This is a genomic window from Peterkaempfera bronchialis (assembly GCF_003258605.2).
GTDB classification, from domain to species: Bacteria; Actinomycetota; Actinomycetes; order Streptomycetales; family Streptomycetaceae; genus Peterkaempfera; species Peterkaempfera bronchialis.
This window is the reverse complement of sequence record NZ_CP031264.1, coordinates 371249-390510: the sequence shown is the minus strand read 5'-3', so window position 1 is coordinate 390510 and position 19262 is coordinate 371249. Positions and strand designations below refer to the sequence as shown.

General features: G+C 74.0%; 22 protein-coding genes. 13 read left to right on the top strand and 9 right to left on the bottom strand.

Features of this window, described 5'->3' with window-relative positions; translation table 11 throughout:
- Window positions 1-320: 320 nt before the first annotated feature.
- A complete protein-coding gene (locus C7M71_RS30455; protein ID WP_111490129.1) occupies window positions 321-836 on the top strand; it encodes a hypothetical protein in 516 nt (171 codons plus the stop codon).
- 74 nt (window positions 837-910) lie between these two features.
- Here C7M71_RS30455 and C7M71_RS01710 read toward each other — a convergent pair whose 3' ends face one another.
- Entirely contained in the window at window positions 911-1735 is an 825-nt protein-coding gene (locus C7M71_RS01710) for an aldo/keto reductase (RefSeq protein WP_111490128.1), read from the bottom strand.
- Window positions 1736-1832: 97 nt separating this feature from the next.
- On the opposite strand from C7M71_RS01710, the gene C7M71_RS01705 reads away from it, so the two are divergent.
- The 7 genes from C7M71_RS01705 (at window position 1833) to C7M71_RS01680 (ending at window position 6060) form a co-directional block, all read left to right on the top strand.
- The gene (locus C7M71_RS01705; protein WP_162824102.1) at window positions 1833-2045 is read left to right on the top strand and encodes a hypothetical protein; all 213 of its coding nucleotides are present in this window, start codon (window positions 1833-1835) and stop codon (window positions 2043-2045) included.
- A 234-nt stretch (window positions 2046-2279) separates the two neighbouring features.
- A complete protein-coding gene (locus C7M71_RS01700; RefSeq protein ID WP_229758470.1) occupies window positions 2280-3122 on the top strand; it encodes an ABC transporter ATP-binding protein in 843 nt (280 codons plus the stop codon).
- 116 nt (window positions 3123-3238) lie between these two features.
- Window positions 3239-3619 (top strand): hypothetical protein, encoded by a 381-nt coding sequence (locus tag C7M71_RS01695; RefSeq protein WP_111490125.1) that lies wholly within the window; start codon window positions 3239-3241, stop codon window positions 3617-3619.
- Window positions 3620-3667: 48 nt separating this feature from the next.
- Window positions 3668-3820, top strand: coding sequence for a hypothetical protein (locus tag C7M71_RS01690; RefSeq protein WP_162824101.1), 153 nt, complete (start codon window positions 3668-3670; stop codon window positions 3818-3820).
- 679 nt (window positions 3821-4499) lie between these two features.
- On the top strand, window positions 4500-4871 hold the full coding sequence (locus C7M71_RS30450) for a hypothetical protein (protein ID WP_162824100.1): 372 nt from the start codon (window positions 4500-4502) through the stop codon (window positions 4869-4871).
- Between the two features lie 128 nt (window positions 4872-4999).
- The gene (locus C7M71_RS01685; RefSeq protein WP_111490123.1) at window positions 5000-5302 is read left to right on the top strand and encodes a GNAT family N-acetyltransferase; all 303 of its coding nucleotides are present in this window, start codon (window positions 5000-5002) and stop codon (window positions 5300-5302) included.
- 83 nt (window positions 5303-5385) lie between these two features.
- On the top strand, window positions 5386-6060 hold the full coding sequence (locus C7M71_RS01680; protein WP_111490122.1) for a DedA family protein: 675 nt from the start codon (window positions 5386-5388) through the stop codon (window positions 6058-6060).
- Window positions 6061-6711: 651 nt separating this feature from the next.
- On the opposite strand, the gene C7M71_RS01670 is transcribed toward C7M71_RS01680, so the two are convergent.
- Window positions 6712-7164: a MarR family winged helix-turn-helix transcriptional regulator gene (locus C7M71_RS01670; protein ID WP_229758469.1), complete on the bottom strand. Its 453-nt coding sequence runs from the start codon at window positions 7162-7164 to the stop codon at window positions 6712-6714.
- A gap of 217 nt (window positions 7165-7381) precedes the next feature.
- Between C7M71_RS01670 and C7M71_RS01665 the strand changes: the two genes are divergently transcribed.
- A complete protein-coding gene (locus C7M71_RS01665) occupies window positions 7382-7747 on the top strand; it encodes a hypothetical protein (RefSeq protein WP_111490121.1) in 366 nt (121 codons plus the stop codon).
- 21 nt (window positions 7748-7768) lie between these two features.
- Here C7M71_RS01665 and C7M71_RS01660 read toward each other — a convergent pair whose 3' ends face one another.
- Entirely contained in the window at window positions 7769-8449 is a 681-nt protein-coding gene (locus C7M71_RS01660; RefSeq protein ID WP_111490143.1) for a ThuA domain-containing protein, read from the bottom strand.
- A gap of 79 nt (window positions 8450-8528) precedes the next feature.
- Between C7M71_RS01660 and C7M71_RS01655 the strand changes: the two genes are divergently transcribed.
- The 3 genes from C7M71_RS01655 to pepN all read left to right on the top strand — a co-directional run bounded on the left by C7M71_RS01655 (window position 8529) and on the right by pepN (window position 11907).
- The gene (locus C7M71_RS01655; protein ID WP_111490120.1) at window positions 8529-8762 is read left to right on the top strand and encodes an RNA polymerase subunit sigma-70; all 234 of its coding nucleotides are present in this window, start codon (window positions 8529-8531) and stop codon (window positions 8760-8762) included.
- A complete protein-coding gene (locus C7M71_RS33090; RefSeq protein ID WP_407675844.1) occupies window positions 8759-9310 on the top strand; it encodes a Clp protease N-terminal domain-containing protein in 552 nt (183 codons plus the stop codon). Before C7M71_RS01655 ends, C7M71_RS33090 begins: the two co-directional genes overlap by 4 nt.
- A gap of 83 nt (window positions 9311-9393) precedes the next feature.
- On the top strand, window positions 9394-11907 hold the full coding sequence (gene pepN, locus C7M71_RS01645; protein ID WP_111490118.1) for an aminopeptidase N: 2514 nt from the start codon (window positions 9394-9396) through the stop codon (window positions 11905-11907).
- Window positions 11908-12005: 98 nt separating this feature from the next.
- Here pepN and C7M71_RS01640 read toward each other — a convergent pair whose 3' ends face one another.
- Complete coding sequence (locus C7M71_RS01640; RefSeq protein ID WP_229758468.1) at window positions 12006-12962, bottom strand: fibronectin type III domain-containing protein; 957 nt, start codon at window positions 12960-12962, stop codon at window positions 12006-12008.
- Window positions 12963-13070: 108 nt separating this feature from the next.
- Complete coding sequence (locus tag C7M71_RS01635; protein WP_111490116.1) at window positions 13071-13934, bottom strand: LysR substrate-binding domain-containing protein; 864 nt, start codon at window positions 13932-13934, stop codon at window positions 13071-13073.
- 157 nt (window positions 13935-14091) lie between these two features.
- Between C7M71_RS01635 and C7M71_RS01630 the strand changes: the two genes are divergently transcribed.
- Window positions 14092-15123 carry a bile acid:sodium symporter family protein gene (locus tag C7M71_RS01630; protein WP_229758467.1) on the top strand — a complete coding sequence of 344 codons (1032 nt, stop codon included), beginning with the start codon at window positions 14092-14094 and terminating at the stop codon, window positions 15121-15123.
- A gap of 10 nt (window positions 15124-15133) precedes the next feature.
- Here the strand turns inward: C7M71_RS01630 and C7M71_RS01625 are convergent, their stop codons facing one another.
- The 4 genes from C7M71_RS01625 to C7M71_RS01605 form a co-directional block, all read right to left on the bottom strand.
- Window positions 15134-16483, bottom strand: a complete 1350-nt coding sequence (locus tag C7M71_RS01625) for a transaminase (protein WP_111490114.1) — start codon at window positions 16481-16483, stop codon at window positions 15134-15136.
- Between the two features lie 611 nt (window positions 16484-17094).
- Window positions 17095-17853 carry an urease accessory protein UreD gene (locus C7M71_RS01615; RefSeq protein ID WP_111490113.1) on the bottom strand — a complete coding sequence of 253 codons (759 nt, stop codon included), beginning with the start codon at window positions 17851-17853 and terminating at the stop codon, window positions 17095-17097.
- Window positions 17850-18581, bottom strand: coding sequence for an urease accessory protein UreG (gene ureG / locus C7M71_RS01610; protein WP_111490112.1), 732 nt, complete (start codon window positions 18579-18581; stop codon window positions 17850-17852). Before ureG ends, C7M71_RS01615 begins: the two co-directional genes overlap by 4 nt.
- Window positions 18574-19260, bottom strand: coding sequence for an urease accessory protein UreF (locus C7M71_RS01605; protein WP_114914127.1), 687 nt, complete (start codon window positions 19258-19260; stop codon window positions 18574-18576). Before C7M71_RS01605 ends, ureG begins: the two co-directional genes overlap by 8 nt.
- Window positions 19261-19262: the final 2 nt, after the last annotated feature.

Here is a 19262-nt window from a genome sequence, read left to right as displayed (position 1 = left end):
GGCGTTCGCCGGATTCTCCGCAGGAACCGCCACTCCCGAAACCGAAACCGTCCCCGGGCGACCCTGCCGCCCGGCCGCCGCCGGAAGACACCCCTTGTGTGGATTTCATAAAGTGGTACGTTTCGTTCCTAACACCTGGCAGGCCACCGGACCCGCCGACACCGACGACCGGGAGCGGACACCGCCCCGGCCGCGTCCGTATCCGGACCTGCCGGGCGCCACCCTGGACCGGGAGCGCGGACCACCGTGCCCGGGCGCAGACCGGCCCCGCGCGCGCGTCTCCCCGGCCCTGGGGACGGTGAGCAGCAAGGGAGCACTACGTGGCACGTCCAATACCCCACCCGGAGCCGACCCCCGACCCGCGTCACCGGCCCGACCAGCCGTGCGGCGCCCCGTCGCCCGCACCGTCCCCGCACTGGCCGAGGGCTGTCTGCCCGCCCGCCTCGGCCGGGTTCGAGCAGTCGGCCAAGGACTGGCTCTTCGAACTCGCCCCCGCCCGCTGGTGGCACGAGGAACTGCTCCACCGCCAGCCTGCGGAGCTGGCCCGCATGGTCCGGCTGCGCCTGGAAGCCGACGTCATAGCGATGCACGCCGGGCTGCGCGCGGTGACCAGGTCGATGCTGCCCCGCGACCCGGCGCCGGGGCTGCTGCCGCAGGCGTCGGAGCTGTACACCCGGGAGCGGGACTGGGCCCGGGCCATGCTGGAGCAGGTCAAGCTGGTCGAGGAGGCGCTGCGGACGGCGTGCGGCCGTGCCCGGCGCCGCCGCCCGACCGCCGTCGGCGCCGCCCCGGCGCTGCGTACGCGGATGCCCCGGCAGCGGCCGTCCACCGGCTGACCGGCCCTGGCCCACCGCCGGGGCAGGGGCCGGGGCCGGGAGCCGGGGCCGGGTTCGGGTTAGCTCGAATCGGGTCAGTTGAAGGCGTCGGGGTCCGGGCCGATGCGGGTGCCGGTCTCCAGGGCGCCGATGGCCGCCAGGTCGTCCGCGTCGAGCTCGAAGCCGAAGACGTCGATGTTGGCGCGGATGCGCTCGGGCGTGACGGACTTGGGGATCACGATGTTGCCCAGCTGCACATGCCACCGCAGCACGGCCTGGGCCGGGGTGACCCCGTGCCGCCGGGCGATCGAGGTGATCACCGGGTCGTCCAGCAGGGCGCCCTGCGCCAGCGGGCTCCATGCCTCGGTGGCGATGCCGTGCTCGGCGTGGAAGGCGCGCAGCTCGGCCTGCTGGAGCCGGGGGTGCAGCTCGATCTGGTTGACCGCGGGCACGATGCCCGAGTGGTCCAGCAGCCGCCGCAGCTGGGCGGGCTGGAAGTTGGAGACGCCGATGGCGCGCACCCGGCCGTCGGCCAGCAGCTTCTCGAAGGCCCGCCAGGTGTCGAGGTAGCGGTCCCGGGCCGGGGTCGGCCAGTGGATGAGGTAGAGGTCGATGTGGTCCAGCCGCAGCTTGGCGAGGCTGGTGTCGAAGGCGGCCAGGGTGGAGTCGTAGCCCTGGGCGCTGTTCCACAGCTTGGTGGTGACGAAGACCTCGGAGCGGGGGAGCCCGGAGGCGGCCAGGGCGTCGCCGACGCCCTGCTCATTGCCGTACACGGCGGCGGTGTCGATGCTGCGGTAGCCGGCGTCCAGCGCGGTGGAGACCGCGGCGGCGGTCTCCCCGTCGGGGACCTGGAAGACGCCGAAGCCGAGCTGGGGGATCCGCACGCCGTTGTTGAGCGTGGTGGTGGGGGTGACGTTCATGAAGCCGACGTTAATTGCGTACGCCGTCTATTGCAAAGGCACACGCTCTGCCGAAAACGCCTTACGCCCTGTCAGACCCATGGCTTACTCTGTGATCATGCATAACGTTCCGATCACCGCCGCCACCGACGTCCTCGCGCTCCAGCGCGACGTCGACGCGGCCAATGACGCCGTGCGGGCCTTCGCCGCACAGCGCACCGACTGGTCCCGAGAGGCCGTACTCGAACTCCAGCGCCTGCACACCGGCTACCTCGCCGCCCTCGCTGCGCTGCGCTCCGCCCCGCGCAGCGGCCTCTGCACGGCGGCCTGACCGGCCGCACCGCCCTTCCACCGTGCCCCGCGCCGCCCGGCGTCGCGGGGCATCCGCATGCCGGGCCCCCTGCCGCGCATAGTACGGTGGCCGCACCGCCGCCCTTCCCGGCCGCGCCGCCCGGCACCCCGCACGGCCCGCACCGGCTCCGCCGATCTACCACAGCGCACGGGCGCCGTCCGGCAGACTCCGACAACTGCTCCGCCGCGCCCGGGAACCAGGAAGACTGCACCCGTGGAACCCACTGCCCCCGCATCCGAGCCCGTCCTGCGGCTGGCCGCCGTCGACCTCTGGCGGCACACCCCGCGCGGCCGGCACACGCTGCTCTCCGGCATCGACTGGGAGGTGCGCCGAGGCGAGCGCTGGGCGCTGCTCGGCCACAACGGCGCCGGCAAGAGCACCGTCCTCTCGCTCGCCGGAGCCGTCCGGCACCCCAGCAGCGGCACCGTGGACATCCTCGGCCGCCGGCTGGGCCGCTCCGACCTCAGGGAGCTGCGCGCCGAAGTCGGCCATGTCTCGGCCGCCACCCGCGTCCCGGAGCGGCTCACGGTCCGCGACTACGTCCTCACCGGGATCACCGGCACCGTCCAGCCGCTGCCCGGCAGATACGGCCAGGCCGAGCGCAAGCGGGCGCTGGAGTCGCTGGAGCTGATGGGCCTCGGCCCGCTGGCCGAGCAGGAGATGCTGCTCTGCTCCCAGGGCGAGCAGAGCCGGGCCAGGATCGCCCGGGCGCTTGTCCCGCAGCCCCGCCTGCTGCTGCTCGACGAGCCCGGGGCCGCCCTCGACCTGCCCTCCCGCGAGCAGCTCATCGACGCCCTGGACACCCTCGCCGCCGAGCAGCCGGACCTCACCATGGTGCTGGTCACCCACCACCTGGAGGAGCTGCCGGCCTCCTTCGGGCACGCCCTGCTGCTCCGCCGGGGCTGCACGGTGGCCCGTGGCACGGCCGTGGCCACCCTCACCTCGGACCATCTGTCGACCTGCTTCGGGCTGCCCCTGGAGGTCTCCCGCCAGGACGGCCGCTGGCAGGCCCGGCTCACCGCCAGGCGGCGCCCGGACGCGCGCTGGTCCCTCTGACCGCGCCGCCCGTGCGGCGGACGAAGCGGCCTGCCGAGTCACCGAATCGCCCCCTGCATATGCCGGAAGCATGGCAGCATGCTGGGCAAAACCGGTCGGACATCAGGAGTATCCGCGTGGCTTCCTCGACGGCGTACTGGTGCACCAGTGCCGCGGCGCAGGAGTCGGGTGAGCAGCGCACCTATGTGCTCGGCGGGTGCTTCGTGGCGACGGCCGAGGCGGCGATGGAGTGGCTCTGCGCCCGGCTGACGGAGATCGCGGAGCAGCTGGACCCGCCCGCCCTGGCCACCGTCACCGGCTGGGTCCACCACCCCGGCCGGTACGCCGAAGGGGTCACCGGGCTCCGCGCCGGGCGCAGCGTCTCCGTCGACATCCTCCAGGACGAGGTCTGCTACACGGTGGGCATCAGAACGGTGCGCGGCGCCGCCTCCGTCCCCGCCCCGGAGCCTGCCCTCACCGGTCGCCACCGGGATCGCTCCGTCCGCCCGCACGGGTGACCCCCGCCGGGGTTGCGGCGCCGCACCACCGGCGGTCTGCTGGTAGCCATGACCGCACCGCATCCGCTGGTCCGCTTCACCAACGAGCTGATGGCGCTCACCGACGACCTGGACCAGACGGTGGCTGCCGACTTCGTACGCCGCGTCTACGAGGCCGGCCGCGAGGACGGCGAACGCCGCGCCCAGGAGGGCCGGGAGTAGGGGCCCTCCGGCCGACCGCGCCGCGGGAGGCGGCCGAGCCGCGCCTCCGCTGGCAGCTGGAGATCACCGGCGCCCAGGGGCGGAAGACCACCCGCCCAGACCGCCGACGGCACCCACGGCGCCGATGCCGCCGCCCACTGGGAGAGCCCCCCGAGCAGCTGACCCGGGCCGGCCCTCCCCGCGCCCGCCTTGGGCCGCCGCGCATGGGCGCAGCGCCGAAAACCGCCGCCTGATATCGGCCATGACGGCCCATCAGAAGACCTGGACCGGTGGGGCGGTCGGCGGTGATGACCACTTCCGCCACCGCCCAGCGGACCGCTGCCCCCAACACCTTGCAGAGCCGCTCCCGGGCGGCCCCTGCCCATGGGCCGACGACACCGGGATGGCCTGCTCCGTGCCGTCCGGGCTGTTCGACGGTGCGCGCTGCGGGTCGCCCCTGGGGACGCCGGGGAGGCTCGGCCGGAGGCGCCGCCCCTCGGACGGCGTAGGGATGCGGGAGACCTGACAGGAAGTTTACAAGCGCCGAATTGTGGCTCTGACCTGCGGTGATGCCAGAACCAGGGTGACTACTCCATGCATCTGTGCGATCACTCAGACGGATTTTCGACGCGCGCCCAGTTCTCGAACTTGCTTACGGTGGCTTTACCGGTTGTTCGGATCAACCACCGAAAGGAACACCATGTCCAAGCGCATCACCCGTCTCGTCGCCGGCGCCGCACTCGCCGCAGCCGCCACCGTCGTCCCGCTCGCCGGAACCGCCAGCGCCACCTCGTTCGGCGGGGGCTTCGGGGGCGAGGGCTTCGGCCGTCACCACCACTGCGGGCACCACCACCGGGGCTTCGACCGGGGCTTCGAGCGGGGCTTCGACCGCAGCTTCGGGCGCTTCGAGCGGGTCCACACCTACGAGCGCATCGACCGCGGTTACGACCGCGGCGGCTTCGGCCTCGGCGAGGGCCTCCTCGGGGGCTTCGGCGGCGGCTTCGGCGGCGGCCTCGGCGGCTTCGGCGGCTTCGGAGGCTGGGGCGGCAACAATGTGACGGTCATCTTCTGACGTTTCGTCGACGCCGACACCGGCGGGACTCGGATCACTCCGGGTCCCGCCGGTCCGTCGTGTCCGTGCCTGTCACATGTGTGTCCGTCATATCCGTCGCGTCCGGCGGCCGACCGAAGGAGAACCGCATGGAGATCGTGGTGACCGACGCGCCCGAACGGACGCGCTTCGAGGCCCGGCAGGGGGACACCCTGGCCGGCTTCGCCGAGTACATCCGCAGCGGCAGCCTCGTGGTCTACCCCCACACCGAGGTCGATCCCGCGTTCGAGGGACGGGGCGTCGGCGGTGCGCTGGCCCGTGCCGCCCTGGACGACGCCCGGGCCCGTGGCCTGCCGGTGCTGGCCACCTGTCCGTTCATCGCGGGCTGGATGGGGCGTCACCCTGACTACGCCGACCTGGCCTATCAGAACCGCAGCCGCGTCTCGGACTGACCGTCGCGGGTGACCCGCCCGGCCCCGCCCCGCCCGGCTGCTCCCGGCCGCCCTGCGGTCCGCCCCCGTCGTAGGGTGGCCCTATGGCTCCGCCGCTGCCCGGCCCCCTGGCCCATCTGGCCCCACTGCTGGAGCACTACGGCTATGCCGCAGTCGGCGGGCTGGTCCTGGTGGAGGACTTCGGGGTGCCCGCCCCCGGCGAGACGATCCTGATCGCCGCGGCCGTGTATGCCGGCGCCGGGCAGTTGAACATCTTCGCGGTCGGCGCCGTCGCGGTCGCCGCCGCAGTCGTCGGGGACAACATCGGCTATCTGGTCGGCCGCAGCGGCGGTCGGGCCTTCGTCCACCGCTGGGGCCGCTATGTGCTGCTCACCCCCGAGCGGTTCGAGCGCGCCGAGCAGTTCTTCGTCCGCCACGGCGCCAAGGTGGTGACCATCGCCCGGTTTGTGGAGGGGCTGCGCCAGGCCAACGGCATCATCGCGGGCACCGCCGGGATGCACTGGCGGCGCTTCCTCTTCTTCAACACCCTGGGCGCGGTCCTCTGGGTCGGCCTGTGGGCCGGGCTGGGCTATGCGGCGGGTACCCACATCGGGGCGATCTACCAGCAGGTCCACCGCTATCAGCGCTGGCTGCTCATCGGCCTGGGAGTCCTGGTCGCGGCGCTGATCGCCCGCCATCTGCTGCACCGCCGCCGCACCGCGGCTCCCGAGGCGGATGCGGAACGCCCGCCCGGGCGTCACTCCGATGGCGGCAGATGAGAGGAGCGGGAGCGGGCAGGCGAGGCCCTGTGCCCGGCAGCCGTCAGTGGTCCGGCCGCCGGGCATTCGCCCAACTCCCACCCGGAATGGGGGCACGCCTGCCGTGGATGCTCTGCTCTGGCTGCTGATCCCGGTGTTCGCCGCTTTCGGCGCCGCTCTCTGGGCCGTACGGGCCCAGCGCCACCGGCCCCGCAAGCCATGGCGCGAGCTCGACCAGTACCAGCGCATGCAGGCGGTGCTCTCCCGGCCGCCCGTCCCACCCGCTCCGGCGCCTTCCGGCCCCCCTGCGCCTCCCGTACCACCCGCGCCCCCCGTACCTCCCGCAGCGCTCGCGGCCCCGCCCGGCGATGCCACCGGCCGCCTGCGTGCGACCGGCACCGGCTCGCGGCGGTCCGGACGCGGCCTGCGGCTGCGCTCGCCCCGGACCCGCGCCAGGACCCGGCCGGACGGTGAACCGCCTGCCGCCGCGCCGGGAACGCAGACCGGCAAGCAGCGGTAGCGGCGAGGCGCGGCCCCGGAGACCCGGAACCACCGCGATCGGCGCGGTGATCCGGACGGGAAGCCTCCGCCTGTCGATGACACAGGTCAGCCAGGCTGCCTTTCTCCGACCGACCCGGGAGCGGCGGTGCGGGGCGGCTCGGCTCCGCCGCGTCAGGCGGCGGCCAGCCGGTCCATCAGGCGCGCGGCGAGCAGCAGCACATCCCGTTCGACCTCGGTGAGGTGGGCGGCCATGGCCCGGGAGAGCCAGGCGTCGCGCTGCCGGCGGTCGCACAGGGCCAGCTCGCGGCCCTCCTCGGTGATCCGCAGGATGGCCGCCCGGTGGTCCGAAGGGTCCTGGTCGCGCTCGATCAGCCCCGCACCGGCGAGGTACCGGACGATGCGGGCCATCGACTGCGGGGTGATGCGCTCGGCGGCGGCCAGCGCGCTGGCGGTGGCCGGGCCGTCGCGCTCCAGGCGGTCGAGCACCGAGACCCGGCCGAGGGCCAGCCCGTCCGGCTCGCGTTCGGCACGCAGCCGGCGGGCCAGGCGCATGACGCCGAGCCGCAGGTCCACTGCGGCCGGGTCGATCCCGGTCGGGTCGACGCGCGGTTCATCGGAGGTCATTTGTTCAGCGTAGCTGGCTATTGGCCGGATCATTGTCATGACATAGCCATTGACACTTGCCTAGACCATCCAGGTGGCGTCACCCTGAGAGGCGGGGGAAGCGGAGAGTACCGCGTCGACCTCGTAGCGCCACATGATCTCGGACGTTCCGAACCAAGTGGAGAGGTCCCGGCAAGCATGGCGGCAGAATCCGTTAACGCGTTCCCGGCGGCCGGTCGTGCGTGAGCAGGCATTCTGCTTCAGATGCGAGCAGACGGCCCGCCCGGCGGCCGACCAGGGCGGCTACCCGTACCTGCTGGACCGGTGTGACGCCGGGTCGCCGGCCGTGGCGGCGTACTGGCTGCTGGCGCGGGCCCTGGACATCGGGGTCCAGCTGGACGAGCCGGGCCTGCACACCGTCTGGGGGGAGCTCCGGGACGCCGACGAGTACCTCAGGGCCTTCACCGCGCTGAGCGCCGGATGCACCTATGTACTGGAACTGGCCGTCGACGATGTCACCTACTGCTTCACGGCCAGGCCCGCCGCGCAGCCCGGCCAGTCCGACCCGACCTCCGTCTACGCCCCGGCCTCGGCGTACCGGTGAGCCGGACGGGCGGACCCGCCGCTACCGGGCGTCGGCCCCGGCCGCCCAGGTGAGGCCGCCGAGCAGGTGGCGGCGGAAGTCGGGGTCGGCATACGCCTCGGCGGCGTGCCCCAGCGCGGTGTAGAAGGCGCGGCCGCCCCCGTGCGGGTGGCACCAGACCAGGGGATGGTCGGCGCCCATGCCGCCGCCCCGGTAGCCGGACTCGTCGACCGAGGCCAGGACGTGGACATCCGGGCGCGGATTGGTCCGGAAGTCGTACCACTCGTCGCTCCACCGCCACTGGTGCGGCAGGTGGGCGGTGGCCGGATGGGTGCGGTCCTCCACGGTGACCACGGCCGGCTGCGGCTCCGGATGCCTGGCGAAGCGGGCGCCCAGCAGCCCGCCGAACCAGGGCCAGTCCTCCTCGGTGCAGGACGCGGAGTGCACCCCCATGAAGCCGCCGCCCGAGGCGAGGTAGCGGCGCAGCGCCTCGCGCCCCGCCGGGTCCAGCACCTCACCGCTGGTCGAGAGGAAGACCACCGCGCTGCGCCCGGCCAGGGCCGCGTCGGTGAAGACGGCCGGATCCTCCGACGCCTCGACGGCGAAGCCGTGCGCGTCGCCGAGTTCCCGCAGGGCTGCGACGCCCGCCGGGATGGAGTCATGGCGGTAGTCGGTGGTGCGGGTGAAGACAAGGACCGCCGAGAGGGCGTCGGATGCGGGCATGGCGTCCATGATCGGCTGCCGGCGGGTTCGATGTCAACCGGGGTTGACGTCCGCGCGAATGTCAACCTACATTGACACCATGAGCGATGGAGTACAGCTCGCCCAGGAGGCGAGCAGCCGTGACCCGGCAGTGGGGCTGCGGGCGGTCCGCGCGCTGCGTGAACTGGCCGACCGCCTGGAGGCACTCCAGGTCGGCAATGCCCGCGACCAGGGGTGGTCCTGGCAGGACATCGCCGTCTGCCTCGGCGTCAGCCGACAGGCGGTCCACAAGAAGCACGGCGGCAGCCGCCGGATCCTCAGCAAGGAGCGATGACGATGTTCGAGCGTTTCACCGACGACGCGCGCCGGGTGGTCATGCTCGCCCAGCAGGAGGCCCGCAGCCTCCACCACCCCCGCGTCGGCACCGAGCACCTGCTGATCGCCCTGCTGGACGAGGGCAGCGGCCCCGCCGCCCGGGTGCTGCGCGGACACGGCCTGGACCCGGCCGACCTGCGCGGCCGGATCGCCGACCCGGCCGACGACGGGCTCGACCCGCAGGCACTGGCGACCCTGGGCATCGACCTGGACCAGGTGCGCCGGGCCACCGAGGAGAGCTTCGGGCCGGGCGCGCTGGACCCCCGGGGCCACCGCACCGGGCGGATGGGCCGTACCCCCTTCACCGACCGGGCCAAGAAGACCCTGGAACTCTCCCTGCGCGAGGCCCTGCGCCTCAAGCACCGCCACATCGGGACCGGCCATCTGCTGCTGGGGCTGCTCCGCGAGGGGAGCGGCCGGGCGTCCCGGCTGCTCGCCGACACCGGGACGGACCCGGACGCACTGCGCGACGAGACCCTGCGGCTGATCACCGCGCAGGCCGCCTGACCATCCGCCCCGGCACCTGCCTGACGGTCCGTCGGGTCGTCCGACAGGTGGGGCCGGGGACCCTTCTGGGGCAGCATGGGCCCATGCCAGCTCTGAACCGGACCGAAGCCGAGACCCGTGCCCGGCTGATCGACGTCCACCACTACACCATCGATCTGGACCTCACCCGCGGTGCGGAGGTGTTCGGGTCGACCACGGAGATCACCTTCACCGCCCTCGCGGCCGGTGACACCTTTGTCGAGGTCAAGCCCGACACCCTGCACCGGGTGGTCCTGGACGGCCGCGAACTCGACCCCCGGGACCTGGACGACAACCGCCTGCCGCTCACCCTGGCGGCAGGCGAGCACCGGCTGCTGGTCGAGGCCGACATGCGCTACTCCCGCACCGGCGAGGGCCTGCACCGCTTCACCGACCCGGCCGACGGGCTGACGTACGCGTACACCCAGCTCTTCATGGAGGACGTGCAGCGGGTCACCGCGGCCTTCGACCAGCCCGACCTCAAGGCGGTCTTCGACGTCACCGCCACCGCCCCGGCCGAGTGGACCGTCCTCGGCAACGGCATCTCCGAGCGCATCCCCGACGGCGAGGGCCGCTGGCGGATCTCCACCACCCCGCCGATCAGCACCTATCTGCTGGCGGTCGCCGCCGGGCCCTGGCACTCCGTGCGCACCGAGCACGCCGGGCTGCCCTTCGCCCTGCACTGCCGCCGCAGCCTGGCCCCCCATCTGGACGCCGACGCCGACGAGCTGTTCGACATCACCCGCCGCTGCTTCGACCGCTACCGGGAGCTCTTCACCGAGCCGTACCCCTTCGACTCCTATGAGCAGGCGTTCGTCCCCGAGTTCAACTCCGGCGCCATGGAGAACCCCGGACTGGTCACCTTCCGCGAGGAGTTCGTCTTCCGCTCCGCCGTCACCGACACCGAGCGGCAGACCCGGGGGATGGTCATCGCCCATGAGATGGCCCACATGTGGTTCGGCGACCTGGTCACCCTGCGCTGGTGGGACGACATCTGGCTGAACGAGTCCTTCGCCGAGTACATGGGCTTCCAGGTGCTCTCCGAGGCCACCGGCTTCACCGGCACCTGGACCGACTTCGCCGTCGCCCGCAAGGGCTGGGGCTACGACGCGGACCAGCGCCCCTCCACCCACCCCGTCGCCCCGGACGCCGAGGCCGTCCCCGACACCGCCTCCGCGCTGCTGAACTTCGACGGCATCTCCTACGCCAAGGGCGCCTCCGCGCTGCGTCAACTCGTCGCCTGGATCGGCGAGAAGGACTTCCTGGCCGGGATCAACGACCACTTCGCCCGCCACCGCTTCGGCAACGCCACCCTGGCCGACTTCCTGGACTCCCTCGCCCGGTCCACCGACCGCGACGTCCACGCCTGGGCCGCGCAGTGGCTGCGCACCAGCGGAGTCGACACCCTCGAACCCGTCGTCGCGGACCACCCCGGCGGATGGCAGCTGGAGATCCGCCACACCGGCAGCCGTCCGCACCGCATCGACATCGGCCTCTACGACCGCGCGCCCGCCGACCCGGCCCGGCTGGTGCCGCGCGACCGGGTCCGCACCGACCTGACCGGCACCGCCGCTCCGCAGCCGCTCACCCTCCCCGGCCGCCGCCCCGACCTGGTGCTGCTCAACGACGGCGACCTCAGCTTCGCCAAGATCCGCTTCGACCAGCGGTCCTGGACCACCGTCGCCGAGGCCCTCGGCGGCCTGCCCGACGCACTCTCCCGGGCCGTCGCCTGGAACGCCGCCCGCGACCTGGTCCGCGACGGCCTGCTGCACCCCGCCGCCTACCTGGACGCCGCCCGCACCCAGCTCCCCCGGGAGGACGACCTCGCCATCGTCCAGGGCGTCCTCGGCTTCGCCCGCACCCATGTCGCCGACCGCTACCTGCCCGCCGACCAGCGGCCCGCCGCCCTGGCCACCCTCAGCGCACTCGCCCGCGACCTGCTGCACAGCCCCGCCGACGGCCTGCGGCTGGCCGCCGTGCGCAGCCTGATCGGCAGCTCCGACGACACCGCCGAACTGCGCGACTGGCTCACCGCCGACCGCATCCCCGGCGGACCGGCCCTCGACCCCGAACTGCGCTGGCGGCTGCTGCTCCGCCTCGCCGTACTCGGCCGGGCCGACGGCGACGACATCGCCGCCGAACTCGTCCGCGACCCCAGCGCCTCCGGCGAGGAGAGCGCAGCCCGCTGCCGCGCCGCCCTCCCCGACCCGCAGGCCAAGGAGTCCGCCTGGGCCGCCCTCTTCGACGACGACACCCTGTCCAACTACCTCTTCAACGCCACCGCCCAGGGCTTCTGGCAGCCCGAGCAGCACGACCTGCTCCGCGACTACCTCCCCCGCTACTACCCGGCGGCCGTCACCCTCGCCGCGCGCCGTGGCCCGGCGCTGGCCGAGGCGGCCGGGCGGCACGCCTTCCCCGCCTACGCGGTGCGGCCCGACACGCTGCGCCTGGGCCGGGAATGCCTGCGGAGCGACGAGCCCACCCCCGCGCTGCGCCGGATGCTCGCCGACCAGCTCGACGACCTCGACCGCGCACTGCGGGTGCACGCCGCCGCTGCCGAGACCGCGCCGACCCGCTGATCGGACTGCCGGCCGGACTGCGGGCCGGACTGCTGACCGGGCTGCGGACCGGCCCGCAGCGGCAGGCCGCCGACCTCTGCCGGTCGGCGGCCTGCCCGTCAGGAGCCGGTGGTGGTGACGGTGCGCTGCGCGGAGAAGGCGCCCCAGGTCCCGTCGGGGAGCCGGGCCCGCACCTTCACGGCATAGCGGGGGTGCGGCCGGTCGCCGACGGGGAGGCTGTAGCCGACCGTGCCGCTGGGCGCGTCGGCGCCCCAGGCCAGCGTGGTGGTGTACTGCCCGTCGAGGTAGATCTGGTACTCCGTGATCGCGCCGTCGGTCTGCGGCGGGGTCCAGGAGAGGTCGAGGTAGTGGGTGCCCGAGTCGGCGCGGCTCCGTACCCGGAAGGCGGCCGGTGCGGTGCTGGGCCCGCTGCCCGGTGCGGACGCGGTGGTGAGGCGCAGCACCGGCCCGGCCGGTGAGACATTGTCCGCCGCGTCGCGCGCCCTGACGGTGAAGGCATAGGCGGTGCCGGGCCGCAGCCCGGTGAGCAGCGTGGTGGTCTGGCTGCCGGGCACGCTGTGGATCTTCACCCCGCCCTGGTAGATCTCATACGAGGTCACGCCCAGGTTGTCGGTCGACCGGCCCCAGGTGAGCGAGGCGGCGTGGGACCCCTCGGCGTGTCCGCGCAGCGTGGCGGGCCGGGTGGGCGGCACGCGGTCGTCGGTCTCCGCAGCCAGCGTGGTGGCGGTCGTCTCCGCGCTCTGCGGCGAGAGGTTGCCCTTGGCGTCCCGGGCCCGGACGGTGAAGCGGTAGGCGGAGGAGGGCTCCAGCCCGGTGATGTCCACCATGTGCTGACTGCCCGGCACCTCCTTGACCTTCACCCCGCCCTGGTAGACCTCATAGCCGCCGACCGCCTCCGTGTCGCCGGGCTGGTTCCACATCACATGGACCGAGTGGGCGCTGCCGGCCTGCGCGGTGATCCCGTCCGGTGCGGGTGGGGCCGTTCCGCCGTCACCGCCGCCACCGCCGACCGCGCAGGCGGCGGCCAGCAGCAGCGAGGCGGCCGAAGCGGACACGGCGAGCCAGGGACTCCGCCTCACGGTCGGGCCTTCCCTTGGACGACATTGGTCTAGACATATATGGCACAGCCGGGCGGACTCCGGCAAGAGTGCGGGACGGCCGGGCTAGGTGAGCCGCCGCAGCCCGTCGCCGTCGGCCAGTACGGCGTCGGCCAGCGCCTGCGCCGGGGAGCCCGGCTCGGTCGGCCCCCGGCTGGCCAGGACGAAGTCCACCCCGCCCAGCTCCGGCAGCCGGGCCTGCGGCGCCACCTCGACCAGGCCCTCGGGCGTCAGCGTGCGCGAATGCGCCAGCACGCCGAGCCCGGCCAGCGCGGCGGCCCGTAGCCCGCTCAGACTGGTGCTGGTACAGGCGATCCGCCACGGCCGGCCGTGCCGCTCCAGCGACTCCAGCGCGCGGTCGCGGGTGATGCTCGGCGGCGCATAGAGCAGCAGCGGTACCGGGTCGCCCGGCCCCAGCCGCAGGGTGCGGGCGCCGATCCAGACCAGCCGGTCGCCACGGATCAGCCGGCCGTGCTCCTCGCCCTCGCGCCGCTTGGCCAGCACCAGGTCCAGTCGGCCGGCGGAGAGCATCCGGTGCAGCACCGCGCTGAGCTCCACGGTGAGCTCAAGGTCCACCTGCGGATGGCTGCGCCGGAAGGCGTTCAGCAGCTCCGGCAGGCGGGTGAGCACAAAGTCCTCGGAGACGCCGAACCGCAGCCGCCCGCGCACCTCCGTCCCGGCGAAGTGGCGGACGGCCCGCTCACCGGCCTCCAGGATGGTGCGGGCGAAGCCGACCATGGCCTCGCCGTCCTCGGTCAGCGCCACCGCGTGGGTGTCGCGGGTGAAGAGCACCACCCCGGCGGCCTGCTCCAACCGCCGCACATGCTGGCTCACGGTCGACTGCCGAAGGCCGAGCCGCCGCCCCGCCTCGGTGAAGCTGAGGGTCTGCGCCACGGTGAGGAAGCTCTGCAACTGGACCGGATCGAACATCGTCCCAGCCTAGTGCGAATCGTGATGGCAGTCAGCATGGTGATCGGGTTTCCGAATCAACACCGCCCGGTCAGGATGGAAGGGCCCCCGCCGCCGCCCGAAAGCGCTGACGATGCCCCGCCCCCGCTTGTCCCGCCCCCGCTTGTCCCGCCTCCGGATGCCCCGCCGCCTGCCTGTCGACCCCTTTGTGCTCGCCCTGCTGGGCACCGTCGCCCTCGCCGCGCTGCTCCCGGCCCGTGGCGCGGCGGCCGACCTGGTCGGACAGGCCGCAGGCTGGGCGGTGGGACTGCTCTTCTTCCTCTACGGCGCCCGGATGTCACCGCGCGAGGCCGCCGACGGAGTGCGGCACTGGCGGCTGCACCTGACGGTGCTGCTCTGCACCTTCGGCCTCTTCCCGCTGCTCGGGCTCGCCGTACGGGCGCTGCCGTCCGCCCTGCTCAGCCCGGAGCTGGCCACCGGCGTGCTCTTCCTCTGCCTGCTGCCCTCCACCGTGCAGTCGGCCATCGCCTTCACCTCCATCGCGCGCGGCAATGTGGCGGCGGCGGTGTGCAGCGGCACCTTCTCCAACCTGCTGGGCATCCTGATCACCCCGCTGCTGGCGGGCCTGCTGATCGGTGTCTCCGGGGGCTTCTCGGCGGGCTCGCTCGCCGACATCGCGCTGAAGCTGCTGGCACCGTTCGCGGTGGGGCAGCTGCTGCGCCGCCGGATCGGCGGCTGGATCACCCGTCATCGCAGGGTGACCGGGCTGGTGGACCGGGGGTCGATCCTGCTGGTCGTCTACAGCGCGTTCGGTGAGGGCGTCGTCGGCGGCGTCTGGCACCGGCTGACGCTGCCCCGGCTGGGCATGCTGCTGGTGGTCGAGGCCGTGCTGCTGGCGGTGGTGCTGACGGTCACCGCGCTCGGCTCCCGGCGGCTGGGCTTCGCCCGCGAGGACCGGGTCGCCATCGTCTTCTGCGGCTCCAAGAAGAGCCTGGCCAGCGGGCTTCCGATTGCCTCGGTGCTGTTCGCCGGGCCGGCCGCCGGGCTGATGGTGCTGCCGCTGATGCTCTTCCACCAGATGCAGCTGATGGTGTGCGCGGTACTGGCCCGCCGCTGGGCGGCCCGGACGCCCGTCCCCTCCCCGGACGTCCCCTCCCCGGCCGGTCCGGCGCCCGCCGGACTCCCGGCCCGGGAGGGGGTGGTGGCGTAGGCGGCGGCGCTCAGCCCGCCAGTGCCGCCAGGGCCTGTGCGAAGAGGGCGGTGTGGGTGTCCACATCGGCCTCGGTGGTGTCCGGGCACATCAGCGCCATGTTGTGGAACGGGGTCATCAGCACGCCCCGGTTGGCCATCCAGAGGTGCAGGAAGTCCTCCAGGTCGGCGTCGGCGCAGGCGGCCGACTCCGTACCGGTGCGCGGAGCCGGGGCGGCGAAGCGGTACTCGGTGCGGGCCCCGAGGCGGCTGACCGACCAGGGCAGGCCGTAGGACTCGATGCCCTTGCGCACCCCGTCCTCGAACCGCTCGGAGAGCGCGCACATCCGGGCGAACGCCTCGTCGGTGAGGACGTGCTCCAGCGTCGCCCGCATCGCCGCCACCGAGAGGGCGTTGCCGGCCAGGGTGCCGCCGACGCCGCCCATGTCCACCAGGTCCAGGTCGGCACGGTCCAGCAGCCGGTCGGCGAGCTGCTGCGACAGGCCGTATGCGCCGGACGGGATGCCGCCGCCGATCGCCTTGCCGATGGTGAGGATGTCCGGGTCCAGGCCCCAGGCGCGGGTGCAGCCGCCGGGCCCGGCGGAGAAGGTGTGGGTCTCGTCGTTGATCAGCAGGGTGCCATGGCGGCGGGTCAGTTCGCGGACGCCCTCCAGATAGCCGGGCTCCGGCAGCACGATGCCGATATTGGTGAGGGCCGGTTCCATCAGGACGGCGGCCACATCGCCGTGCGCCAGCTCCCGCTCCAGGCCGTCGAGGTCGTTGAACTCGGCGGCCCGGCTGGTCAGGGTGACATCGCAGGGGGCGCCCACATTGCCGGGGCGGCTGGTGGACCGGCCGTCCGGGCCGACCACGATCAGCGACTCGTCGACGCTGCCGTGGTAGGAGTAGCTGTTCACCAGGATCTTGGGCCGGTCGGTCACGGCGCGCGCCAGGCGGATCGCCCAGCGGTTGGCGTCGGTGGCGGTCAGCGAGAAGGACCAGCGCGGCAGGCCGAAGCGCCGGGTGAGTTCGGCGCCGACCCATTCGGCGTCCTCGGTCGGCAGCATCGCGGTGGCACCCCCCTTCTCGCGGAAGCGGAGGTCGACCGCCTCGGCGACCGGCGCGGGGGAGTGGCCTGCCATGGCGCCGGTGTCGCCGAGGCAGAAGTCGATGTACTCATGGCCGTCGATGTCCTGGACCCGGGCGCCGCGCGCGGACTCCAGATAGAGCGGGAAGGCCCCGGCGTTCTTGTTCATCCAGGTCATCGGCACCCGGCCGAACAGGTGCTGCGCCCGCCCGTAGGCGTCCCGCGAGCGGGGGTTGCGGGCGGTGCTCGCGGCGATCTCCTCGGCGAGCAGGCGCCGGATCCGGCTGCTGTCCATCAGGGCCTCCCGGTAGGTCGTTGGGGGGACCGTAGCCGGATTCGCTTGCAGAGGCAACCGAGCGCAATTGATTCGATTGTCAATACGCTTGAATCAAGCGTCTCTGATGGTCTCTGCACGCCGGGCGTCCATGTCGGACCGGTCTCCGCCTGGTTGCACGGTCCCGGCAGCGCTCGCCGACAGCCCCGGCACCTTCGAGGCCCCCGCCTGACCGGCGGCAGAGCGCCCCCGGCCGGAGCTGCTGTCACCGCCTGCCACCCGGCCGGGTGCTCGTCCCGTGTGCGCCGGGCCGGCATCCGTCCCCGACGATCCTCCGGAGGTAAACCCGTGACAGCTGCGCAGCGTCCCGCCGGACCGCCCCCGCACACCGCCGTCGCCCAGGCCGCCGCAGCCGCCGTCGCCAGGGTGCCCGGCATCGACGACCGGTCCGCCCTCGCGGAGGCCGGGCACCGGCGGCCGGTCGCGCTGGTCCACGGCACCTTCGGCAACGCGGACTCCACCTGGTTCACCGCCGCGCCCCTGCTCGCCACCGCCGGACACCGGGCCTTCCGGCTGGACTACGGCGTCGACCCGGCCGTCCCGGGGCCCGGCGGTCGGGTAGCGGCGCCCGGTCAGTGTCCTGGAGGTGGGCCGTGCCAGGCTTGCCAGAGCGGGTCGAGCTGCGCGTCGAGTCCGGGGGCGGCGCCGCCCAGCAGCCGGACCAGGGCGCCAGGACCGGCCAGGTCGGTGCGGTAGGGATGCCCGGGCCGCTCCGGCGGGGTGCGGCCGAAGGAGGCCACCGAGGCCAGGACGCGGGCGTGGCCGAGGATGCCGGGGAGTTCGCGCTCGTCCGGGTCGGTGAGGTCCAGGTCCTCGGCGAACAGCTCCCGGCCCCCGTACGCGACCCGGGTCGCCGCGCAGACGCTTCCGCCGCGCTCGCCGGAGCGGCCGAGCACCAGCGTGTCGCGCCACAGCATCCGGGCGCCGGCGGCCAGGCGGACGTCCATCCGGCGGTCCACCCGGGCCCCGTCCGCGACCACGAACGGGCTTCCCCTCCAGCGCAGTTCGCCGCCCGGGCCGATGTCCACCCGGGCGTGCCAGGACGAGGCGCCGCCCCGGTGGTGGTAGGCGACCAGGCCGGCCGGTTCGACCATTTCCAGGCGGGCGCCGGGGCCGACGGTGATGTGGAGCCGCAGCCGGTCTCCCGCGAGCAGCCCGGCACTGGTCGCGACCAGGGCGATGCGCAGGCCGCCGGCCGTGGGCAGCAGCGGGCGCGGGGCGAGGAACGCCCCGGGCCGCAGGTCGAGGGCGGTGTGGCGGTCGCCGACGCGCTCCACGGTGATCACGGTCGGCTCGGCCTCGGTGCTGGCCTCGGCCTCGCTCACCGTCATGGCTGTGTGGAATCGCCGTGGTGCGGGTTGCCACGGCCCTGGCTGTGGCTGTGGCTGTGGCTGTGCGGTGCCACCGGGCCCGGGTCGGTGGGGATGTGCGCCCCGGACCGGTAGCGGGCAAGCAGCGCCCGGACCCAGTCGGTGAGCCCGGCGAGCGAGGCCGGGTCCGTCCGGGAAAGTGCGAGCACCGGCAGTCCGCCGCGTGCCTGCTGCGCGTCGGCCACCATCCGGGGGACGTCCACGCCCACATAGGGCGCGAGGTCGGTCTTGTTGACCACCAGCAGATCGGCGCGGGCGATGCCGGGCCCGCCCTTGCGGGCGACATCGCCGCCGCCCGCCACGTCCAGGCAGAAGATCTGCGCGTCCACCAGCGCCGGGCTGAAGGTGGCCGTCAGATTGTCGCCGCCGCTCTCCACCAGCACCAGGTCGAGCGGGCCGAACTCCTCCTCCAGGTCCTCCACCGCGTCCAGGTTGGCGCTGATGTCGTCGCGGATCGCGGTGTGCGGGCAGGCGCCGGTCTCGACCGCGCGGATGCGCTCGGCGGGCAGCACCCCCTCGGCCCGCAGGAACCGGGCGTCCTCGTCGGTGTAGATGTCATTGGTGACCACGGCCAGCGCCAGGTCGCCGGAGAGTGCGCGGCACAGGACGGCCAGCAGCGAGCTCTTGCCGGTGCCGACGGGTCCGGCGACACCGAGTCGCAGCGCGCGGGGTGGGCGGGGGTCAGGCAAGGAAGAGTCTCCATTCGTGTCGTCGGTGGTCGAGGGCCCACTGCTCGGTGAGCGGGGCGGCGCGGGCCGGGAGGTCCGCCGGACCGGTGACCGCCAGCGCGGCGGCCACCGCCGCCTCCGCGTCGGGCTGCGCGTCCAGGACCCAGGCGACGGAGTCGAACGGGTCGCCCGGCAGCAGCTTGAGCGCGGCGGAGGCGACGGCCTGGAGGTCGTCGTAGACGACGGCGCGGGCGAGGTCCGCCTCGCCGACGCCCAGCACCGCCGCGAGCGCGCCGACCACCACGGGCCGCAGCGGGCGCAGCGGCCGTGGCTCCGGGAGCGCGGCGGTGGCCAGGCCCGCCACGGCGGGGTGGTCGGGCGCGAGGCGCCGTACGAGCCGGTGCACCCCGCGTCCGAGCGACACCGATGCCTCGCGCAGCGGCGCGGTCGGGGTGCGGGCGGCGAGTGCCCGCTGCACGGGTGCGTAGTCCACCGGGTGGCGCCCGGCCGCCCGGAGCGCGAGCACCGCAGCGGCGGCCTCGGTGACGGCCACGGTCCGGGTCCGCGCCCGCAGCAGTGCCGGGATGCGATCCCGGGTCAGCCCCGCCGCCACCGCCGGTTCCAGGCCCGCGCTGAAGGTGTGGGCGCCCACCGGCAGCCGCCCGTCCGCGAGCAGCAGCGCCGCCAGCGTGCCCGCCATCA

Coding starts and splice junctions, on each gene's coding strand:
- C7M71_RS01625 (WP_111490114.1), bottom strand. CDS start 16,483: ATGGACAGCAGCCGGATCCGGCGCCTGCTCGCCGAGGAGATCGCCGCG.
- C7M71_RS01630 (WP_229758467.1), top strand. CDS start 14,092: ATGCCCCGCCGCCTGCCTGTCGACCCCTTTGTGCTCGCCCTGCTGGGC.
- C7M71_RS01660 (WP_111490143.1), bottom strand. CDS start 8,449: ATGCCCGCATCCGACGCCCTCTCGGCGGTCCTTGTCTTCACCCGCACC.
- C7M71_RS01655 (WP_111490120.1), top strand. CDS start 8,529: ATGAGCGATGGAGTACAGCTCGCCCAGGAGGCGAGCAGCCGTGACCCG.
- C7M71_RS01705 (WP_162824102.1), top strand. CDS start 1,833: ATGCATAACGTTCCGATCACCGCCGCCACCGACGTCCTCGCGCTCCAG.
- C7M71_RS01680 (WP_111490122.1), top strand. CDS start 5,386: ATGGCTCCGCCGCTGCCCGGCCCCCTGGCCCATCTGGCCCCACTGCTG.
- C7M71_RS01615 (WP_111490113.1), bottom strand. CDS start 17,853: ATGACGGTGAGCGAGGCCGAGGCCAGCACCGAGGCCGAGCCGACCGTG.
- C7M71_RS30450 (WP_162824100.1), top strand. CDS start 4,500: ATGTCCAAGCGCATCACCCGTCTCGTCGCCGGCGCCGCACTCGCCGCA.
- C7M71_RS01670 (WP_229758469.1), bottom strand. CDS start 7,164: ATGACCTCCGATGAACCGCGCGTCGACCCGACCGGGATCGACCCGGCC.
- C7M71_RS01710 (WP_111490128.1), bottom strand. CDS start 1,735: ATGAACGTCACCCCCACCACCACGCTCAACAACGGCGTGCGGATCCCC.
- pepN (WP_111490118.1), top strand. CDS start 9,394: ATGCCAGCTCTGAACCGGACCGAAGCCGAGACCCGTGCCCGGCTGATC.
- C7M71_RS33090 (WP_407675844.1), top strand. CDS start 8,759: ATGACGATGTTCGAGCGTTTCACCGACGACGCGCGCCGGGTGGTCATG.
- C7M71_RS01635 (WP_111490116.1), bottom strand. CDS start 13,934: ATGTTCGATCCGGTCCAGTTGCAGAGCTTCCTCACCGTGGCGCAGACC.
- C7M71_RS01690 (WP_162824101.1), top strand. CDS start 3,668: ATGACCGCACCGCATCCGCTGGTCCGCTTCACCAACGAGCTGATGGCG.
- C7M71_RS01685 (WP_111490123.1), top strand. CDS start 5,000: ATGGAGATCGTGGTGACCGACGCGCCCGAACGGACGCGCTTCGAGGCC.
- C7M71_RS01605 (WP_114914127.1), bottom strand. CDS start 19,260: ATGGCGGGCACGCTGGCGGCGCTGCTGCTCGCGGACGGGCGGCTGCCG.